The following is a 16,049-nucleotide window of genomic DNA, read 5'->3' on the forward strand; positions in this document are numbered from 1 at the left end:
CCGACCTCACTCGCGGCCAAGCTCGCGCGCCTTGAGCGCGCCCATCAGGCCCAGCAGAGTCGAGAAGGCATTCGCGTCGGCGCCACCACCCAGCTGGATCTGCGGCACCAGCGGTACCTTGGCGGTCTCGAAGGCCTCGGCCAGGCGCAGCATCACCGTCTGCATCAGCTGCTTGTCGGCGCCCTCGCCCTGCAAGGCATCCGACTTGGCCTGGATGGCCGCGCCTTCGGCCTCGCCCACGCTGCGGATCGCGGCCGCGCGGCCCTGGCCCTCGGCCTCCTGGCGGAAGCGATCGGCCTGCGCCAGCGCCTCGATCTCCTGACGCTTCTTTTCCGCGGCCTTGACATTGGCCGCGCCATGGTTCTCCTTGATCGAGATGTCCACCAGCGAGGCGGTCAGCTCGGCCTGCTTCTGGGCGCGCTGCTCGGCCTCGTTGAGCTCGCGCTGCTTGTTGGCGGCGATCTCCTTTTGCGCAAAGGTCTCGACCTGTTCGCGCGCGATCTGGCGGTCGCGCAGCTGCGCCATGATGCTCTCGATCTTGTGGTCGCCCGCCTGCGGCTTGGGCGTGCCGATCAAGACCTCCTGGAACTCCAGCGAATAGGCCAGGAAGCGCTCGCGCATGTCCTTGGAGGCATTCGCCTGCAGCTCGCTGCGCGACTGGATCAGCTCGATGAAGGTGCGCGTCTGCGACACGTTCTTGAAGTAGCTCGACACCATCGGGTCCAGGGTCTGCTCGACCAGCTGCTTCACATTGCCGAAGCGCTGCACCACCATGGGCGCCTTGCGGTAGTCGATATGCACCACCACAGAGAGCGGCAGCTGCGGCTCGAAGGCATCCTTGGTGATGAGCGTGATCTCGCGCAGGTTCGAGTCGAAGCTGGAGCCGCTTTCGCCCGATTGCCACATCAGCACGAAGTTGGTGGTGGGCACCAGCTCGATCTTGCCGGCATAGGTGTTGAAGGCGTATTTGCCGGGCATCAGCGGGTCGCGCCAGACGCCACGGCAGCCGCCCTCCACCAGCTCGCCATGGCTGTACTCGCTGCCCGACATGTCCTCGCCCTTGCGGCCGGTATAGGACACCACCACGCCCACGAAACCCACCGGGATGATGGTCTTGGCGATGAACTCTACCGTCGCGAACAGGCGGTTGATGTAGTAGGTGCCCTCCACCAGCACGCGCTCCTGGCGGCCGCGCCGGCCGCCGGCCAGCAAGAAGCGCTCGGGCTCCTGGAAGCTGTGGTGCGCGTCGCCCACATCGGGCGCGAGCAGCTCGTCGCGCGCCAGCGCCGGGCCGTCCTGCACGGTGACGATGGCGAGCTGGTCGCTCTCATGCGCGCCGCGGCTTTCCTTGATCACCACCGGGCTGAAGCCGTCGCGCTCGTCCAGCAGCTCTCGCATGCGCTCGTAATAGGCGCATTCCTGCGCGTCCATATTGAGCGCATAAGTGCCCTCCTCGGTCATCACCACGAACAGTGCCGGGTTGATGATGTGGGTGCCCTCGCGCAGGATCTTGCGCTGCGGGCCCTTCTGGCCGCCGCCGGCGAGAAAGCCGCGCACATCGAGAAAGTCGCTCACCTGCGCATTGCTGGCCAGGGTCTGGCCGGCCGGCAGGTCGATGCCGTCGCGCGCAAACACATAGCCCAGCTTCCCCTGGGTCACCGACACCATGGGGTGGATGTGCACCCGGTATTGCAGCGGCGGGAAGAAGTGGAAGCCGCCGCGGCGCAGCGCCGGCTGGAAGCCGGCCTCGCCCTGCATGGCCAAGAGGCCGGCCTGCACCGAGCCGCGCAGGCTCCAGAGTTTTTCCACCACGCCGATGCGTTGGTTGGGGATGTAGCGCACCATGCCCAGGGCATAGGCCAGCAGCGCCAGCGCGCCCAGGCCGGCCAGGCCAAGCAGGGCGTAGTAAAGCGGGCCGGAGCCCAGCCATTCGTTGATGAACATGTGAAATCCTCCTGATGCGTTGTTCACGTCGCCGGGCCTTGTGAACAAGCTGGCCCGGTACGCGTTTGTCGCGCCAAGCGCATCAGGAAGGCATAAGGATCACTTCGCTGCCGTTGCCACCGGCGGCAGCGTGCGCAGATAGGCGATCAGCGCCGCCAGGTCGGCGTCGTTGATGTTCTTGTAGAAGGGGAACGCCATCGGCGGCTTGTAGGGCTGGCCCTGGCGGTCCAGGCCCTCGCGTATCGCCCTGCCGATCTGCGCATCGCTCCAGCTCTTGAGGCCGCTCTCATGCGAGGTCAGGTTGCGCGCCACGCTGATGCCCCAGGGCCCCTTGAACTCCATGCCACCTGCGCCGACCCTGCCGGGCAGCGGCATGCCGCGCTCGTCGCGCGCGGTGTGGCAGTCCATGCAATGGCCGATATTGGCCAGGTATTCGCCGACCCTGAGCCTGTCGCTCGCCGGCGGCGCCTGCACGCTTTGCAGCGGCGGGCCGTAGCTGGGCGGCAGCGCCATCTTGTAGCTGGACTTGGGCACCGCATTGCGCACCGCCGGCTGCGCGCGCAGATAGGCAATCAGCGCGGCGAGGTCGGCATCCGAGAGATGGCGGTAGAACTCGATCGGCATCGGCGGGCCGATCAGGCGGCCGTCCGGGCGCACGCCCTCGCGTATCGCCTTGGCGAGCTGGGCGTCGGTCCAGCCGCCGATGCCGGTGGCCTTGTCGGGTGTGATGTTGGCGGCATAGGCCATGAACACCGGCTCGTCGAAGGGCATGCCGCCCGAGAGACCTTTGTCGAACAGCGGCTGACCCTGCGGCCCGCGCGCGAGGTGGCAGTTGCCACAGGCGACGATGCCCTCCATCAGGTATTTGCCGCGCTCCAGCGCGGGCTGGGCCTGGGCGGCCAGGGTCAAGAGTGCAAGCACGCTGAAGCTCATCATGGCTGGGCGCATGGAAGAACACCTCCTGAACCCGCGCGGCACCTGGACAGGGGCGCCTGACGTGGATCAAGCGCGCATTGTGCGAGCCGGCCGGCAGCAAGCAAGTGCCGCGCGTCGCTCTTGCAGGTGACGGCCGGGCGCCGGCGCCCATCCCTAAGGCGTAGGGCGTGCATGCTTGTCCGGGTCAGGTTTTGCCCCCATGCTGCCTTGGACGCCTAGAAGGAACCGTCCCGCCCGACAAGGACCACGCCATGGCCAGCATCCCCACCCCGGCCCCCGCCACCATCGCCCTGCGCGTGGCCAGCGAGGGCCTGACCCCCACCACCCTGCTCACCAGCCAGGTCCGCATCAGCGGCACGCCGCGCCGCGTGCGGCCGCTCAGCGCCTCGCGCGATGCCGGGCTGGCGGCCAGCACCCTGAACGTGCAGAGCGACGAGGTGGTGCGGGTCGAATACGAGAACGGCCTGGTGATGTGGCTGCGCGCCGACGACCTGCTGCGCGAGCGCGGCCGCAAGAGCGCCCAGCGTGGCGATGGCGGCGCGGCCTGGGAGCTTGACGCCAGCGCCCGCATCGGCGCCTGCCGCGACGACATCCAGCCCAGCGGCGAGCGCGGCCTGCTGAGCCTGGGCATCAAGGCGCTGGACTTCATCGGCATCGACCTGGCCGGCGCCAGCGCACGCAGCATCGGCCTGGCCTTCGAGCGCAGGCAGCTCGGCAACGAGCCCGGGCTCTACCGCGTCGCGCTGGCACCGCAGCTGGCCATGAGCGCGCTGGCCGATGGCAGCAGCAGCATCAGGAGCGACCAACCGGTGCTGCTGTTCCTGCACGGCACCATGTCCAGCTTTGCCGGCAGCTATGCGGCGCTGGCCGCCACCTCCACCACCGCCGCGGCCGACGAGAGCGGCCACGCCGCCGCGGCGCTGCGCCAGCAGATCGCGCAGCGCTACGGCCAGGAGGTCTATGCCTGGGAGCACCGCACCCTCAGCGAGAGCCCGATACGCAATGCGCTCGAGCTGGTCAAGCAGCTGCCGGTCGGGGCGCAGCTGCATCTGGTCTCGCATTCGCGCGGTGGCCTGGTGGGCGAGCTGCTGACCCTGGGCCAGCGCGCGCGCGCCGACGACCCGCTCAACAGCGCCCTGCTGGACCGCCTGTTCGCGCAGGACGGCACCGCCGCCGAGCAACTGGGGCTGGGCGCCCTGCTTGGCGAGGCCGCCCAGCTGCGCAGCGGCGGCTACCAGGAGGACAGCCGGCTGCTGGCCGAGCTGCTGGCGCTGCTGGACGAGCGCCGCATCCGCGTGCTGCGCTTTGCACGCGTGGCCTGCCCGGCGCGCGGCACCACGCTGGCCTCCGGGCGCCTGGACCGCTGGTTGAGCGTCCTCGACGCGGTGCTGGGCCGGGTCGTGCCCGGCGGCCTGTTCGGCGATGCGATGGACTTCCTTCTGGCGGTGGTGAAGGAACGCACCGACCCGCGTACCCTGCCCGGCCTGGAGGCGATGATGCCGGGCTCGGCGCTGACCCGCCTGCTGCACACACCCGGGCTCACGACCAGCGCCGACCTCAGCGTGATCGCCGGCGACATCGAGGGCCGGGGTCTGCTGGGCCAGCTCAAGCTGCTGGCGCTCGACTGGTTCTACGCCGCCGACCACGACCTGGTGGTCAACACCTCGTCGATGCTGGGCGGCATCGCGCGGCCCGCGGGCGGCGCACGCTATCGCCGCGACCAGGGCGAGCAGGTCTCGCATTTCAACTACTTCCGCAACAAGCTCTCGATCGACTGGCTGGCCGCCGCGCTGGCGCGCCAGGACGGCAGCGATGCCGGCTTCCTGCCCATCGCCGAGACTACGGAAAAGCCCGCGGCGCCGAGCTGGTGGAAGGCGGTCAGCGCCAGCCGTGCGGCCAGCACGCCGCGGCCCATCGCCATCGTCGTGCCCGGCACCATGGGCAGCGCGCTCAAGTCCCGCGGCGATCCGATCTGGCTCGAATACTGGCCGCTGCTGAAGGGCGGCCTGGGCGAGATCGGCATCGAGGCCGGCGATGTCGAGGCGGTGGACCTGCTGGGCGATTTCTACGGCCCCTTGCTGGAGCATCTGACGCGCAGCCACCGCGTCGAGATCCTGCCCTATGACTGGCGGCTCTCGGTGCGCGAGGCCGCGCAGCGCCTCGCCGCCAAGCTCGAGGCGGTGCTGCCCGATGCCGAGCGCAGCCATCAGCCGGTGCACATCGTCGCGCATTCGATGGGCGGCCTGGTGGCGCGCGCCATGATTGCCGATGGCGGCGCCGGCGCCGCGGCCTGGCGCCGCCTGTGCGCGCTGCCGGCCAGCCGCCTGCTGATGCTGGGCACGCCCAACCGCGGCTCGCACGAGGCGGTGCGCTGGCTCACCGGCCACAACCCCACCCAGGCCAAGCTGATCCTGCTGGACCTGACGCGCGGCGCCGACGGCGTGATCGACATCGTGCGGCGCTTCCCTGGCCTGGCCGAGCTGCTGCCCTGGGACCAGGAGCCCAACCCCTGGGCCCAGGCCGCCACCTGGAAGGCGCTCAGGAAGGAGCTCAACGCCAGCTGGACGCCGATCGAGGACGGCGTGCTGCGCCAGGCTGCCGCCACCTGGAAGCTGCTGCGCGACGCCGCCATCGACCCCGAGCACATGATTTATGTGGCGGGCTGCCAGAGCGCCACCGTGGTCGGCCATGAGATCGAGGACGAGGCCTGGGGCTTTGGCCGCAAGAAGCTGCGCTGGATTGCCAGCAGCGAGGGCGACGGCACCGTGCCCTGGGCCTCGGGGCGGCTCAAGGATGTGCGCACCTTCTACGCGCCCGACACCGGCCACGACCAGCTCTGCAGCAATGCCGACGATCGCAGCATCTTCCGCGGCTATGTGGACCTGCTGCTGAGCGGCACCACCGACCAGCTCCCCAGCACGCCGCCGGCGCGCGCGCGTGGCGCCGGCGCCGAGGCCGAACGCTTTTTCACACTGCCCGAGCTGCCGGTGTTCGACGAACTGCCCGATGCCGCGGCGCTGCGCGGCCTGGGCTTTGGCGGCACGCGCGCACGCCGGCGCGCCGCCGGGGCGCTGCCGCAGAGTGCGCGCCTGCGCGTCAGCCTGCGCCATGGCGACCTGCGCTATGCGCGTCATCCGGTGCTGGTGGGCCATTACCAGGACGACACCATCGTCAACGCCGAGGCCTCGCTGGACCAGCGCCTGCGCGGCCGCCAGGCGCTGGGCCCGCTCACGCGCAAGCGCGAGCTGGGCCTCTACCCGGGCGCCGCGGGCAGCCATGCGGTGTTCTTCAACGAGATCGCCGCACGCTCGCCCAGCGGTGCGCTGGTGGTCGGGCTGGGCCAGGTGGGCGAACTCTCGCCCGGCCGGCTGGAGGCCGGCGTGCGCGACCTGCTGCTGGACTATGCGCTGCAGCTGCTGCAACGCGATGCGCTGGCGCGCCAGGGTGCGCCACGCGATCGCGAGCGCGACGGCCGCCTCAGCGCCAGCCTCAGCAGCCTGCTGGTGGGCACCGGCGCCGCCAGCCTGAGCGCGCAGGAGTCGATGGAAGCGGTGTTGCGCGGCGCGCTCGCCGCCAACCGCAAGCTCGAGGACGCGCGCCTGGACCAGCAGGTGCTGATCGACGGGGTGGAGTTCGTCGAGCTCTATCAGGACCTCGCCATCGGTGCCGCCAGGGACCTGGCGCGGCTGTTGGCGAGCGCCGATCTGGGCCCCAAGCTGAACTGGCCCTGCGCGGTGGTCGAGCCGGGCGAAGGCGGGCTGCAGCGCAGCCGCTTCGACGCCGACCAGAGCTGGTGGCAGCGCATCGAGATCACCGAGGATCGCAAGGCCGACCGGCTGCGTTTCGTCGTCACCGGCGACCGCGCGCGCGCCGAGGCCATCCTGGCCTTCGGTCAGCTGCGCCTGGCCGACGGTTTCATCGCCCAGGCCTGCGGCAGCGCCGGCAACAACAGCGAGGTCTCCAAGACCCTGTTCGAGATGCTGCTGCCCAACCGTTTAAAGGAGAGCGCACCCGATCAGCGCGCCATGGTGCTGCTGCTGGACGAGGCCTCGGCGCGCTTCCCCTGGGAGCTGCTGGAAGACCGCTGGAGCCATCTGGGCCGGCCGCCGGCGGTGGTCAGCGGCATGGTGCGCCAGCTCAAGACCGAGCAGTTCCGCGCCCAGCCCAACCACGCCTTCCAGAACAGCGTGTTCGTGGTCGGCAACCCCGATCTGGAGGGCTGGGACGGCTTTGCAGATCTGCCCGGTGCGCGCCAGGAGGCCGAGCAGGTGCGCCTGCTGTTTGCGCAAAGCGGCTACGACGTCACGGCCAGCATCGACGCGCAGGCCGCCAGCATCCTCACCGGCCTGCACAGCAAGCCGCTGCGCGTGCTGCACCTGGCCGGCCATGGCGAGCATGAGTTCGAATTTCAGGGCAGGAAGTGCTCGGGCATGGTGATAGGCAAGGGGATATTTCTGACCCCTGGCGACGTGGAGCAGATGCGTTATGTGCCCGAGCTGGTGTTCGTCAACTGCTGCAAGCTGGGCAAGACCGGCGGCACGCTGGGCGGGCAGAACCTGCTGGCCGCCAACCTGGGCGTGGGCTTCATACGCATGGGGGTGCGCGCGGTGATCTGCGCCGGCTGGGCGGTGGACGATGCCGCCGCCCTCACCTTTGCCAAGACCTTTTACGGCGCCATGCTGGTGGGCAAGACCTTCGGCCAGGCGGTGCTGGAAGCGCGCCGCGCCGCCTGGGAACGCCACCCCGGCGCCAACACCTGGGGCGCCTACCAATGCTATGGCGACCCGGGCTACCGCCTGGTGCGCGAGGACGGCGAGGCCGAGCGCGCCGCCAAACCGCCCCTGTGCTCGGCCGCCGAGCTGGTGATCGAACTGCGCAACCGTGCCGAGGACACGCGCATGCAGTCCAAGGAAAAGGACTGCGACGAGACGGCCCTGCAGGCCCAGCTGCGCGCCCGCATCGACGCCCTGCTCAAGCGCATGCCCACGCGCGCGCAGCCCGAGTGCCAGGGCGAAGAAGACTGGCTGGCGCGCGCCGATGTCTGCGCCGCGCTGGGCTTTGCCTATGGCGAGGCCAAGCTGTTCGAGGAGGCGCTCGTCTGGCTGGACAAGGCGCTGGCCTCCGAGCAGGGCGAATGCCCGGTGCGCGCGGCCGAACAGGCAACAAACTACCGCGTTAGCCTGGCGGCACTCGAATGGGTGGCGTTGCGGCAGCGTGCGGGCACCGCACAGGCGCCAGAGCTGGCAGGGCAGCGCCACGCGCTGGCCGCACGCATCGAGCAGGCGCTGCGCGAGCTCGATGTCATCAATGCGCGCGCCTCGACTTCCGAGCGTCTCAGGCTGATGGGCAGCGCCTGCCAGCGCCTGGCCTGGGTGCAGAGCGAGCGCGCCCGCAGCGAGGCCCTGCTCAATATGGCCGCCTACTACCGCCAGGCCTTCGACGCCAAGCCCGACGCCTATGCCTTCTGCAACTGGGCCGTCGCCTGCCTGCTGCTGGAGAGCATTGATCCAGCCTATGCGCGCGGCGACTGGCATGCCGCACTCGACACCCAGTGCGAGCAGCAGGCCAGCGCGGCGCGGGCCCAGCAGGAGGCCTCGCCCAGCTTCTGGGGCGAATGCGCGCTGGGCCACCTGGCGGTGGTGCAGCTGCTGCTGGCGGCGCGCGACGCCGAGCGCTGCGCGGCGCTGGCGCGGGCCGCCACCGCGCACTACGAGGCCGCGCTGGCGCGCGGCGCCAGCCTGCGCGAGGCCGCCACGATCCAGGAGCATCTGGACTTTCTGATCGAACTCACCGGCGAGCGGCGCGCGCCCTGGGACCTGGCCGTGCACGAAGCGCTGCAGACGATGCGGCGCGCCGTTTGACCGCAGGGAGGCCTACTCATCATGGCAGGACAAGATCTCAGCAAGACGGCGCTGGCCCAGCTTCGCTGCGCCACGGTGCATCCCGAGGACCTGATCGCGCCCAACTTCCGGCTCTACGAACTCAGCGTCTCCGAGCTGGCGGCGCGCCGCGGCATCGACAACGCCATCCACGACGACGCGACCCTGCGCAGCGCCGTGCACCTGGCGCGTGAGGTGCTGCAGCCGATACGCGACCGCTTCGGCCGCTTCACGCCCAACAGCGTCTACCGCAGCCAGGCGCTCGAGCGCCTGCTGAAGGACCGCCCGGCCAGCTGGATCTCGACCAGCCAGCACTGCGAGGGCCGCGCCTGCGATGTCGAGATCGCCGGCATGGCCACGCTGGAGCTGGCGCGCTGGGCGAGCACCCAGCTGCCCGACTACGACCAGATCATCTGCGAGTGCTACGACCCGCGCCAAGGGCCCAACTCGGGCTGGGTGCATATCTCGCTGCTGCCGTCCGGCACGGGCAGCAAGAACCGGCGCCAGCTGCTCAGCTATGTGGTCGATGCGGCGAGCGACCGGCTGGTCTATGTGCAAGGCCTGCAAGCGCAGGCCTGAGTCATGTTGCGCCTGCTCAAACAGCCGCGTTTGAGGCCTTGATGCCGGGCGCCCCGGCGCCAAAAATTCTCATGTAGCCATCCGGCTGCCACGCATATTCAGCGTTCGTTGAAGGAGGACATCATGAGCTCCCTGATCACCCGCAGCCATCTGTTCGATGACCTGCTCCGCGACATCAACACTGGCTTCTACGTCCGACCCCTGCACGGCGACCCGCTGCCCTCGCCCGACAAGATCAAGATCGACGTCAAGGAGTCGCCCGAACTCTTCACCGTGCATGCCGAACTGCCCGGCGTGAACAAGAACGACATCAAGGTGGCCGTGGACGGCAATATGGTGACCGTCAGCGCCGAGGTGAAGCAGTTCGACGCGCGCAGCCGCGACGAGAAGTCGCTGCGCGAAGAGCGCTATTTCGGCACCGTATCGCGCAGCTTCCAGCTCGGCACCGAGGTCGACGAAGGCCATGCCAGCGCCAGGTACGAGAACGGCATCCTGACGCTCAGCCTGCCGAAGAAGCAGGGCACGGGCAGCCGCCAGCTGAAGATCGATTGAGCCGGTAAGCGCGCTCAGCCCAGCGCTGCGGCCAGTTGCTCGGCCACGTCGTTGTCATAGCTCATCAGCAGCTCGGGATCCTGCGCGCTGGCGGCGGCGTGCAGCACCTCGGCAATGCAGCGCTGCTGCGCGGCGCTGGCCGGCTGCCGGAGCCTGTGCTCCAGCCTGGCCACGGTGGCCTCGCGCAGGCGCGCCGAACCGAGCACATGCCAGGCGTAATCGATCTCGTAGCGCTCTACCGCCTGTTGCAGGCTCTCGCCGTCCAGCCGCGCCTCGGCGGCGAAATGGTGCACGCTGCGCGTGCTGAGCGCGCCGATCACGGTGGCAAGCAAGGCGGCGTGGTCCTGCGGGGCGAAGGTTTCGGCTGGCATGGGTGGGTTCATTCGACGGATCTTCCTGAGCCCACGAAGAGAAGGGGATGAAAGCAGGCGGGTCCATGGGCGGACCGGCCGGGGCAAGGGGCGGATTGTGCCTGCTTGGGGCACAGGGACCATCCTCGCGGTCCAGCCTCAGTCGTGCCGACCGCGTTTGTCGCGCAGGACGCGCCAAGCCCTTCGGCTGGCGTCGGAGGGTCCGCAGGGACCCTCCTCGGTCCAGCCTCAGCGCCTTCCAAACATCATTTGCCGGGCGAGGGCGCGCTTCAGTGGTGGGGCGGCCTGCAGGGCGGCCAGGGCGAGGCCCCGGGCGGCGGGCAGGCCGGGCCAGCGCCAGGCGAAGCTGCGCGCGAGGAAATCGGTGGCGGCAATCATGCTCCAGCGGTCCGGGGCACGCTGCCATTCCACGCGGCGCAGGGCCGCGTCGATGTCGCCGTCGGCATTGCGCAGTGCCTGCACCAGCGCAAAGGCATCGCGCAGGCCCAGGTTGAGCCCCTGGCCGGCCACCGGGTGCAGGGTCTGGGCGGCATTGCCGATGCGGATCAGGCGCCCATCCACCAGGCTGCGCTCGGCGTTCAGGCCGAGCGGAAAGCACTTCAGCGCGCCGATGATGCCGCGCAGCGGCGGCAGGCCGGGCGGCAGCAGGGTGTTGAGCACGGCCAGGCGCTGCGCGTCGTTGAGCGCGCCGATCTCGTCCTCGGCCTGCGGCAGGCACCACACCAGCGCGGCGCGGCGCTGGCCCTCAAACTCGGGCAGCGGCAGCAGGGCCAAGGGACCGTTGCGGGTGAAGCGCTCGTAGGCCACGCCGAGCGGCGCGCTCGGGTCCAGCGCCACCGTGCCGACCCAGGCGTTCTGTTCGTAATCGCGCGCCACCGCCTTGCGCGCCTGTTCGGCAAACACGCCGCCCTCGGCCACCACGGCGAGGTTGAAACGCTCGGCCAGATGGGCATCGCCGGCATCGAGCTCCACGCCAGACGCCACCGGCTTGAGCGCGCTCACGCCCTGGCCGAAGCGCGCAAACAGGCGCTGCGGTGCGTGCTCGCAGGCGCGCAACCAGGCCGTTTGCAGCGGTGCCACCAGTTGGCCATAGCCGAGCACCGCGCCGAGCTGTTCCACGCCCTGCTCGCGCGCGCTGATCCTGACCTCGGGCTGGCCGCCGGCGCCGAACAGCCAGGGGTGGCTGAGCGTGGGCGGGGCCTGGCTCACCTGCACCTGCAGGATGGGCTGGGCGTGGGACGCCTGCCCTGCCTGCCAACAGCCCAGGCGCTGCAGCAGCTGCAGGCTGCCCAGCGAGAGCGCCAGGGTGCGCGGGTCGCCCGAGATGTCGCGCTCCAGCGGCCTGGCGTCGAACAGGCTGATGGCCGCCTCGGGCAGCAGCTGGGCCGCCAGCAGGGCCAGGGCAAGGCCGGCCGGCCCGGCGCCCACCACGGCAATGCTGATGCGGGTGGGCGTGGTGCTGCTGGGGGTGGGCATGGTGCGCATAGCGTATGAATGCTGGGTACGGCGGCGGGCTTTGCCGTGCGCCGCTCACTATAGCGGCCGGAGTCCGCTACGCTCGGGCCCTTCCCGATAGGAGTCCATCACATGCAATACCGTCGCCTGGGCCGCAGCGGCCTGAAAGTCTCCGAGCTCTCGCTGGGCTCCTGGGTCACCTACCACAACCAGGTCGATACCAAGGCTGCCACCGAGATGCTGGCCGCCGCCTTCGATGCCGGCGTGAACTTCTTCGACAACGCCGAGGTCTATGCCATGGGCAGGAGCGAGGTGGTGATGGGCGAGGCCTTCAAGGCGCTGAAATGGCCGCGCCTGTCCTACATCGTCTCGACCAAGTTCTTCTGGGGCATCAGCCGCGAGGCCAATACCGTCAATGCCAAGGACACGCTCAACCGCAAATACCTGATGCAGGCGATCGACGGCTCGCTGGCGCGCCTGGGCCTGGACTTCATCGACCTGGTCTACTGCCACCGCCCCGATCCGCACACGCCGATCGAGGAGACGGTGCGCGCCATGAGCGACATGATCACCCAGGGCAAGGCGCTCTACTGGGGCACCAGCGAATGGTCGGCCGCCGAGATCCGCGCCGCCTGGGAGATTGCCGAGCGCCACCATCTGCACAAGCCGGTGATGGAGCAGCCGCAGTACCACCTGTTCCACCGCCAGCGCGTCGAACAGGAGTACGCGCGCCTTTACGAGGACCTGGGCCTGGGCCTGACCACCTGGAGCCCGCTGGCCTCGGGCCTTTTGACCGGCAAGTACAAGGCCGGCATTCCCGAGGGCAGCCGCGGCGCGCTCGAGAACATGGCCTGGATGCGCGAGCAGCTGCAGGACGCCGCCCGCAACGCCGCGGTGGCTGAGCTGGAGAAGCTGGCGGCCGAGCTGGGCGGCAATGTGGCGCAGCTGGCGATCGCCTGGGCCAATCACAACCCACATGTCTCCACCGTGATCCTGGGCGCCAGCAAGCTGGCCCAGCTGCAGGACAATCTGGGCGCGCTGGCGCTGGCGCCCAAGCTGACGCCCGAGGTGCTGGCGCGCATCGACGCCGTTACCAAGCCGCTGGCCAAGTAGATACCATGTGGCGGCCTCGGGCCGGCGCTGGCTAGCATGCCGGCATGCATTTGATACGCAGTGTGTTGCTGTGGGCGGCGCTGTTGCTGGGCCTGCAGTTGTCGGGTCAGGCCATGGCGCGCAGCTGGCCGGCTCCCGAGCTGGAGCCGCGCTTCGAGACAGTGGGCGCCGCGGCGATACCGCGCGGCGTGGTGGCCTCGATGGCGCAAGACCGCGACGGCTTTCTGTGGATAGGTACCGGCGACGGCCTGGTTCGCTACGACGGCTATCGCTTTCGCAAGCAGGAGCGCGCGGGGCCGGACCCGGCGTCGCGCAACCTGGGCTGGATTCGCGCCATGCTGCCGGCGCGCGATGGCCGCTTGTGGCTGGGCACCGAATCCGATGGCCTGGCCGAGCTGGACCCCCAGCAGGAGCGCGTTGAGCTCCATCGCATGGATGGGCGGCGCGCGCCGGCGGGTGCCAAGCTGCCGGCTCTGCCCAGCATCCATGCGCTGGCGCAGGACCCGAGCGGCGAGCTCTGGGTCGGCAGCCTGGGCGGGCTCTACCGTTTCGATCCGGCGACCGGGCGCTTCTTCATCGCGCAGGCACTGGCCGAGCCGCGCATATCGTCCCTGCTGGTGGACCGGCAGGGCACGCTCTGGGTGGGCAGTTGGTCGGGCTTGAGCCGCCGGCGGCCCGGGCAGGACGCCTTCGAGCCCGTGCTGGCCGGCGGGCCGGGCGGTCTGCGGGGCCGGCAGGTGACGGCCCTGATGCAGGCCAGGGATGGCCGCATCTGGGTCGGCACCCAGGAGGGCGAGCTGGCCCTGGTCGACGCCGAGTCCGGCCAGGGCAGCATGCTCGCCCATGCCGGGGCGGGCGCGATCTCCGGTCTGGTGCAGCTGCCGGATGGCACGGTCTGGGTCGGGCATGGCACCGGGGTGGACAGGCGCGAGCCGCAGTACGGCGCCATGCTGCAGCGCCTGCGGCACGATGCGCGCAAGCCCCTGGGTCTGGCCGGTCAGGAAGTGACCAGCCTGCTGCTCGATCAGGCGGGTGCCGTGTGGGTGGGAGGCTTCGGGATCGGGCTGCAGCGCCACCAGCCCGGCAATCACAGCCTGTGGTTGCGCGCCGCCGATGCCGAGGCCGACAGCCCGCTGGCCGAGGCCGATCTGCGCAGCCTTTTGCCGCTGCGCGATGGCAGCTTGCTGGCGGCCACGCACGCAGGGCCGGTGGCGGTGCTGGACGAGCGCTGGGCCGCCGTCGATGTGCTGCCGCTGCGCGGCGCCACGGCCATGGCGCAGGCGCCCGACGGCACGATCTGGTTGGGCCGCCAGGGCGAGCTGTGTCAGCTGGACGAGGCGCGCCGGCTGCGCCGCTGCCTGCCCCATGCGGGCGGCCCAACGCGGCGCCTGAGCGTCACCCGCGAGGGGGTGTTGTGGGCGGGCACCACCGACGGCGCCTACCGGCTGGCGCCCGCCGCCCGGGACTTGCAGCGCGTCACCGATACCCAGGGGCAGCCGCTGCCGGGCGAGATCCACGCCATCGCCCAGGGCCCGGACGGGGCGGTCTGGCTGGGCAGCATGTTCGGGTTGTTTCGCGCGCCGCATGCGCATGCCGAGCTCTCGGCGGTGCCGGCCGAGCCGGGCGCCGAGCTGGGCAACGCGACGGTGCTGGGCCTGTTGTTCGATCATCAGCAGCGCCTGTGGGTGGACACCGCCGTCAGCGGCCTGCATCGCATGAGCCAATGGGATGGGCAGCGCGCCCGCTTCGAGCCCATCAGCGCACGCCATGGCGCGACCGGCAGACCTTTTGGCGCCAATCTGCTGGAAGACACGCGCGGGCGCATCTGGTCGCATATGCATGTGTACGACCCCGCGCAGGATCGCCTGGTCGAGCTCAGCGCGGCCGACGGCATGGCCCTGGGCACGGGCTGGTTCTTCTCCTACGCCAAGCTCGCCGACGGACGGCTGCTGTTTGGCGGCAGCAAGGGCCTGCAGGTGGTGCGGGCCGAGAGCTTTGACAGCTCCAGCTATGCGCCGCCCTTGCGGGTGACCGAGCTGCGCGTGAATGGCGAGGTCACGCATGCCGGCCCGCTGGCCCGGCAAGGGCTGACGCTCGGCACCGGTCAGCGCAGCTTCAGCCTGGAATTCGCGGCACTCGACTATGAAGCGCCCGAGCGCCTGCGCTACGCCTACCAGCTGCAGGGTTTCGATCCGGCATGGATACAGACCGGCGCCGAGATGCGTAGCGCCAGCTACAGCAATCTCGGCCCTGGCAAATACTTGCTGCGGGTGCGCGCCACCAACCGCAGCGGCGTGTGGAGCCCGCACGAACTCGCCATCGAGCTGCGTGTGGAACCCGCCTGGTGGCAGGGCTGGTGGTTTCGGGGCCTGGCCCTGGTACTGCTGCTGGTGCTGATCTGGGCGCTGGTGCAATGGCGCACCCACCGTTTGCGCCTGACCCAGCAGCGCCTGGAACTCAAGGTCAGCGAGCGCACCGCCAGCCTGCAGGCGCTGAGTCGCGAGCTCGAAGAATCCAGCCTGACCGATCCCTTGACCGGTTTGCGCAACCGGCGTTTTCTGGCCCAGCACATCGAGCCGGAACTGGCCATGGTGCTGCGCCAGTACCAGACGCCGGCGGCACAGGCCGAGCTGCCCTGCCTGGTCTTCTTTCTGATCGACCTGGATCATTTCAAGCGGGTCAACGACCAGCACGGGCATGATGCCGGTGATCGGGTGCTGCAGCAGATGCGCGCGCGCCTGCAGCAGGTGTTTCGCGAAAGCGACTACATCGTGCGCTGGGGCGGCGAGGAGTTTCTGGTGCTGGCGCGCGGCACGACGCGCGAGCATGCGGCGGAGCTGGCCCGGCGTGCCTGGAGCGCGGTGGGCGAGCAGCCCTTTGTGCTGGACAACGGCGCCTTGCTGACCATGAGCTGCTCGCTCGGCTTCGCCTGCTTCCCCTTGGCGCCCGAGTTGCCGGCGGCGCTGGACTGGAACAGCACCGTCAAGATCGCCGATGCGGCGCTCTATATGGTGAAACGCGGCGGGCGCGATGGCTGGCTGGGCGCGGTGAGCGCGCAGGCGGCTTCGGCGCAGGCCCTGCGCGAACAGGCCGCCCTGCCACTGCCGGATTGGGTGGCGACCGGCGGCCTGCATGTGGCTGGTTCGGACCCGCGCGCGGGCAAGCACTGACCCCGCAGGATTCACCGGTTTTTTCACACGCGGCGCGGCTAATATCGGCC

General features: G+C 70.1%; 9 protein-coding genes. 5 read left to right on the forward strand and 4 right to left on the reverse strand.

Annotated elements, in window-relative coordinates:
- Positions 1–6: 6 nt before the first annotated feature.
- Together WG898_RS22275 and WG898_RS22280 are read right to left on the reverse strand one after the other, a co-directional pair.
- Entirely contained in the window at positions 7–1,944 is a 1,938-nt protein-coding gene (locus WG898_RS22275) for an SPFH domain-containing protein (protein WP_339604981.1), read from the reverse strand.
- Positions 1,945–2,043: 99 nt separating this feature from the next.
- Positions 2,044–2,892 carry a c-type cytochrome gene (locus WG898_RS22280; protein WP_339604982.1) on the reverse strand — a complete coding sequence of 283 codons (849 nt, stop codon included), beginning with the start codon at positions 2,890–2,892 and terminating at the stop codon, positions 2,044–2,046.
- A gap of 239 nt (positions 2,893–3,131) precedes the next feature.
- On the opposite strand from WG898_RS22280, the gene WG898_RS22285 reads away from it, so the two are divergent.
- The 3 genes from WG898_RS22285 to WG898_RS22295 all read left to right on the forward strand — a co-directional run bounded on the left by WG898_RS22285 (position 3,132) and on the right by WG898_RS22295 (position 9,890).
- A complete protein-coding gene (locus WG898_RS22285) occupies positions 3,132–8,741 on the forward strand; it encodes a DUF7379 domain-containing protein (RefSeq protein ID WP_339604983.1) in 5,610 nt (1,869 codons plus the stop codon).
- A gap of 21 nt (positions 8,742–8,762) precedes the next feature.
- Positions 8,763–9,338, forward strand: a complete 576-nt coding sequence (locus tag WG898_RS22290; RefSeq protein WP_339604984.1) for a D-Ala-D-Ala carboxypeptidase family metallohydrolase — start codon at positions 8,763–8,765, stop codon at positions 9,336–9,338.
- A gap of 123 nt (positions 9,339–9,461) precedes the next feature.
- Positions 9,462–9,890: an Hsp20/alpha crystallin family protein gene (locus tag WG898_RS22295; RefSeq protein ID WP_339604985.1), complete on the forward strand. Its 429-nt coding sequence runs from the start codon at positions 9,462–9,464 to the stop codon at positions 9,888–9,890.
- Between the two features lie 14 nt (positions 9,891–9,904).
- On the opposite strand, the gene WG898_RS22300 is transcribed toward WG898_RS22295, so the two are convergent.
- On the reverse strand, positions 9,905–10,261 hold the full coding sequence (locus WG898_RS22300; RefSeq protein WP_339604986.1) for a hypothetical protein: 357 nt from the start codon (positions 10,259–10,261) through the stop codon (positions 9,905–9,907).
- 228 nt (positions 10,262–10,489) lie between these two features.
- A complete protein-coding gene (locus WG898_RS22305) occupies positions 10,490–11,746 on the reverse strand; it encodes an FAD-dependent monooxygenase (protein WP_339604987.1) in 1,257 nt (418 codons plus the stop codon).
- Between the two features lie 102 nt (positions 11,747–11,848).
- Between WG898_RS22305 and WG898_RS22310 the strand changes: the two genes are divergently transcribed.
- Together WG898_RS22310 and WG898_RS22315 are read left to right on the forward strand one after the other, a co-directional pair.
- Complete coding sequence (locus WG898_RS22310) at positions 11,849–12,829, forward strand: potassium channel beta subunit family protein (RefSeq protein WP_339604988.1); 981 nt, start codon at positions 11,849–11,851, stop codon at positions 12,827–12,829.
- Between the two features lie 44 nt (positions 12,830–12,873).
- Complete coding sequence (locus WG898_RS22315; RefSeq protein WP_339604989.1) at positions 12,874–15,999, forward strand: two-component regulator propeller domain-containing protein; 3,126 nt, start codon at positions 12,874–12,876, stop codon at positions 15,997–15,999.
- Positions 16,000–16,049 lie beyond the last annotated feature (50 nt).

Source organism: Paucibacter soli (assembly GCF_037482845.1).
Taxonomy (GTDB): Bacteria; Pseudomonadota; Gammaproteobacteria; order Burkholderiales; family Burkholderiaceae_C; genus Paucibacter_B; species Paucibacter_B soli.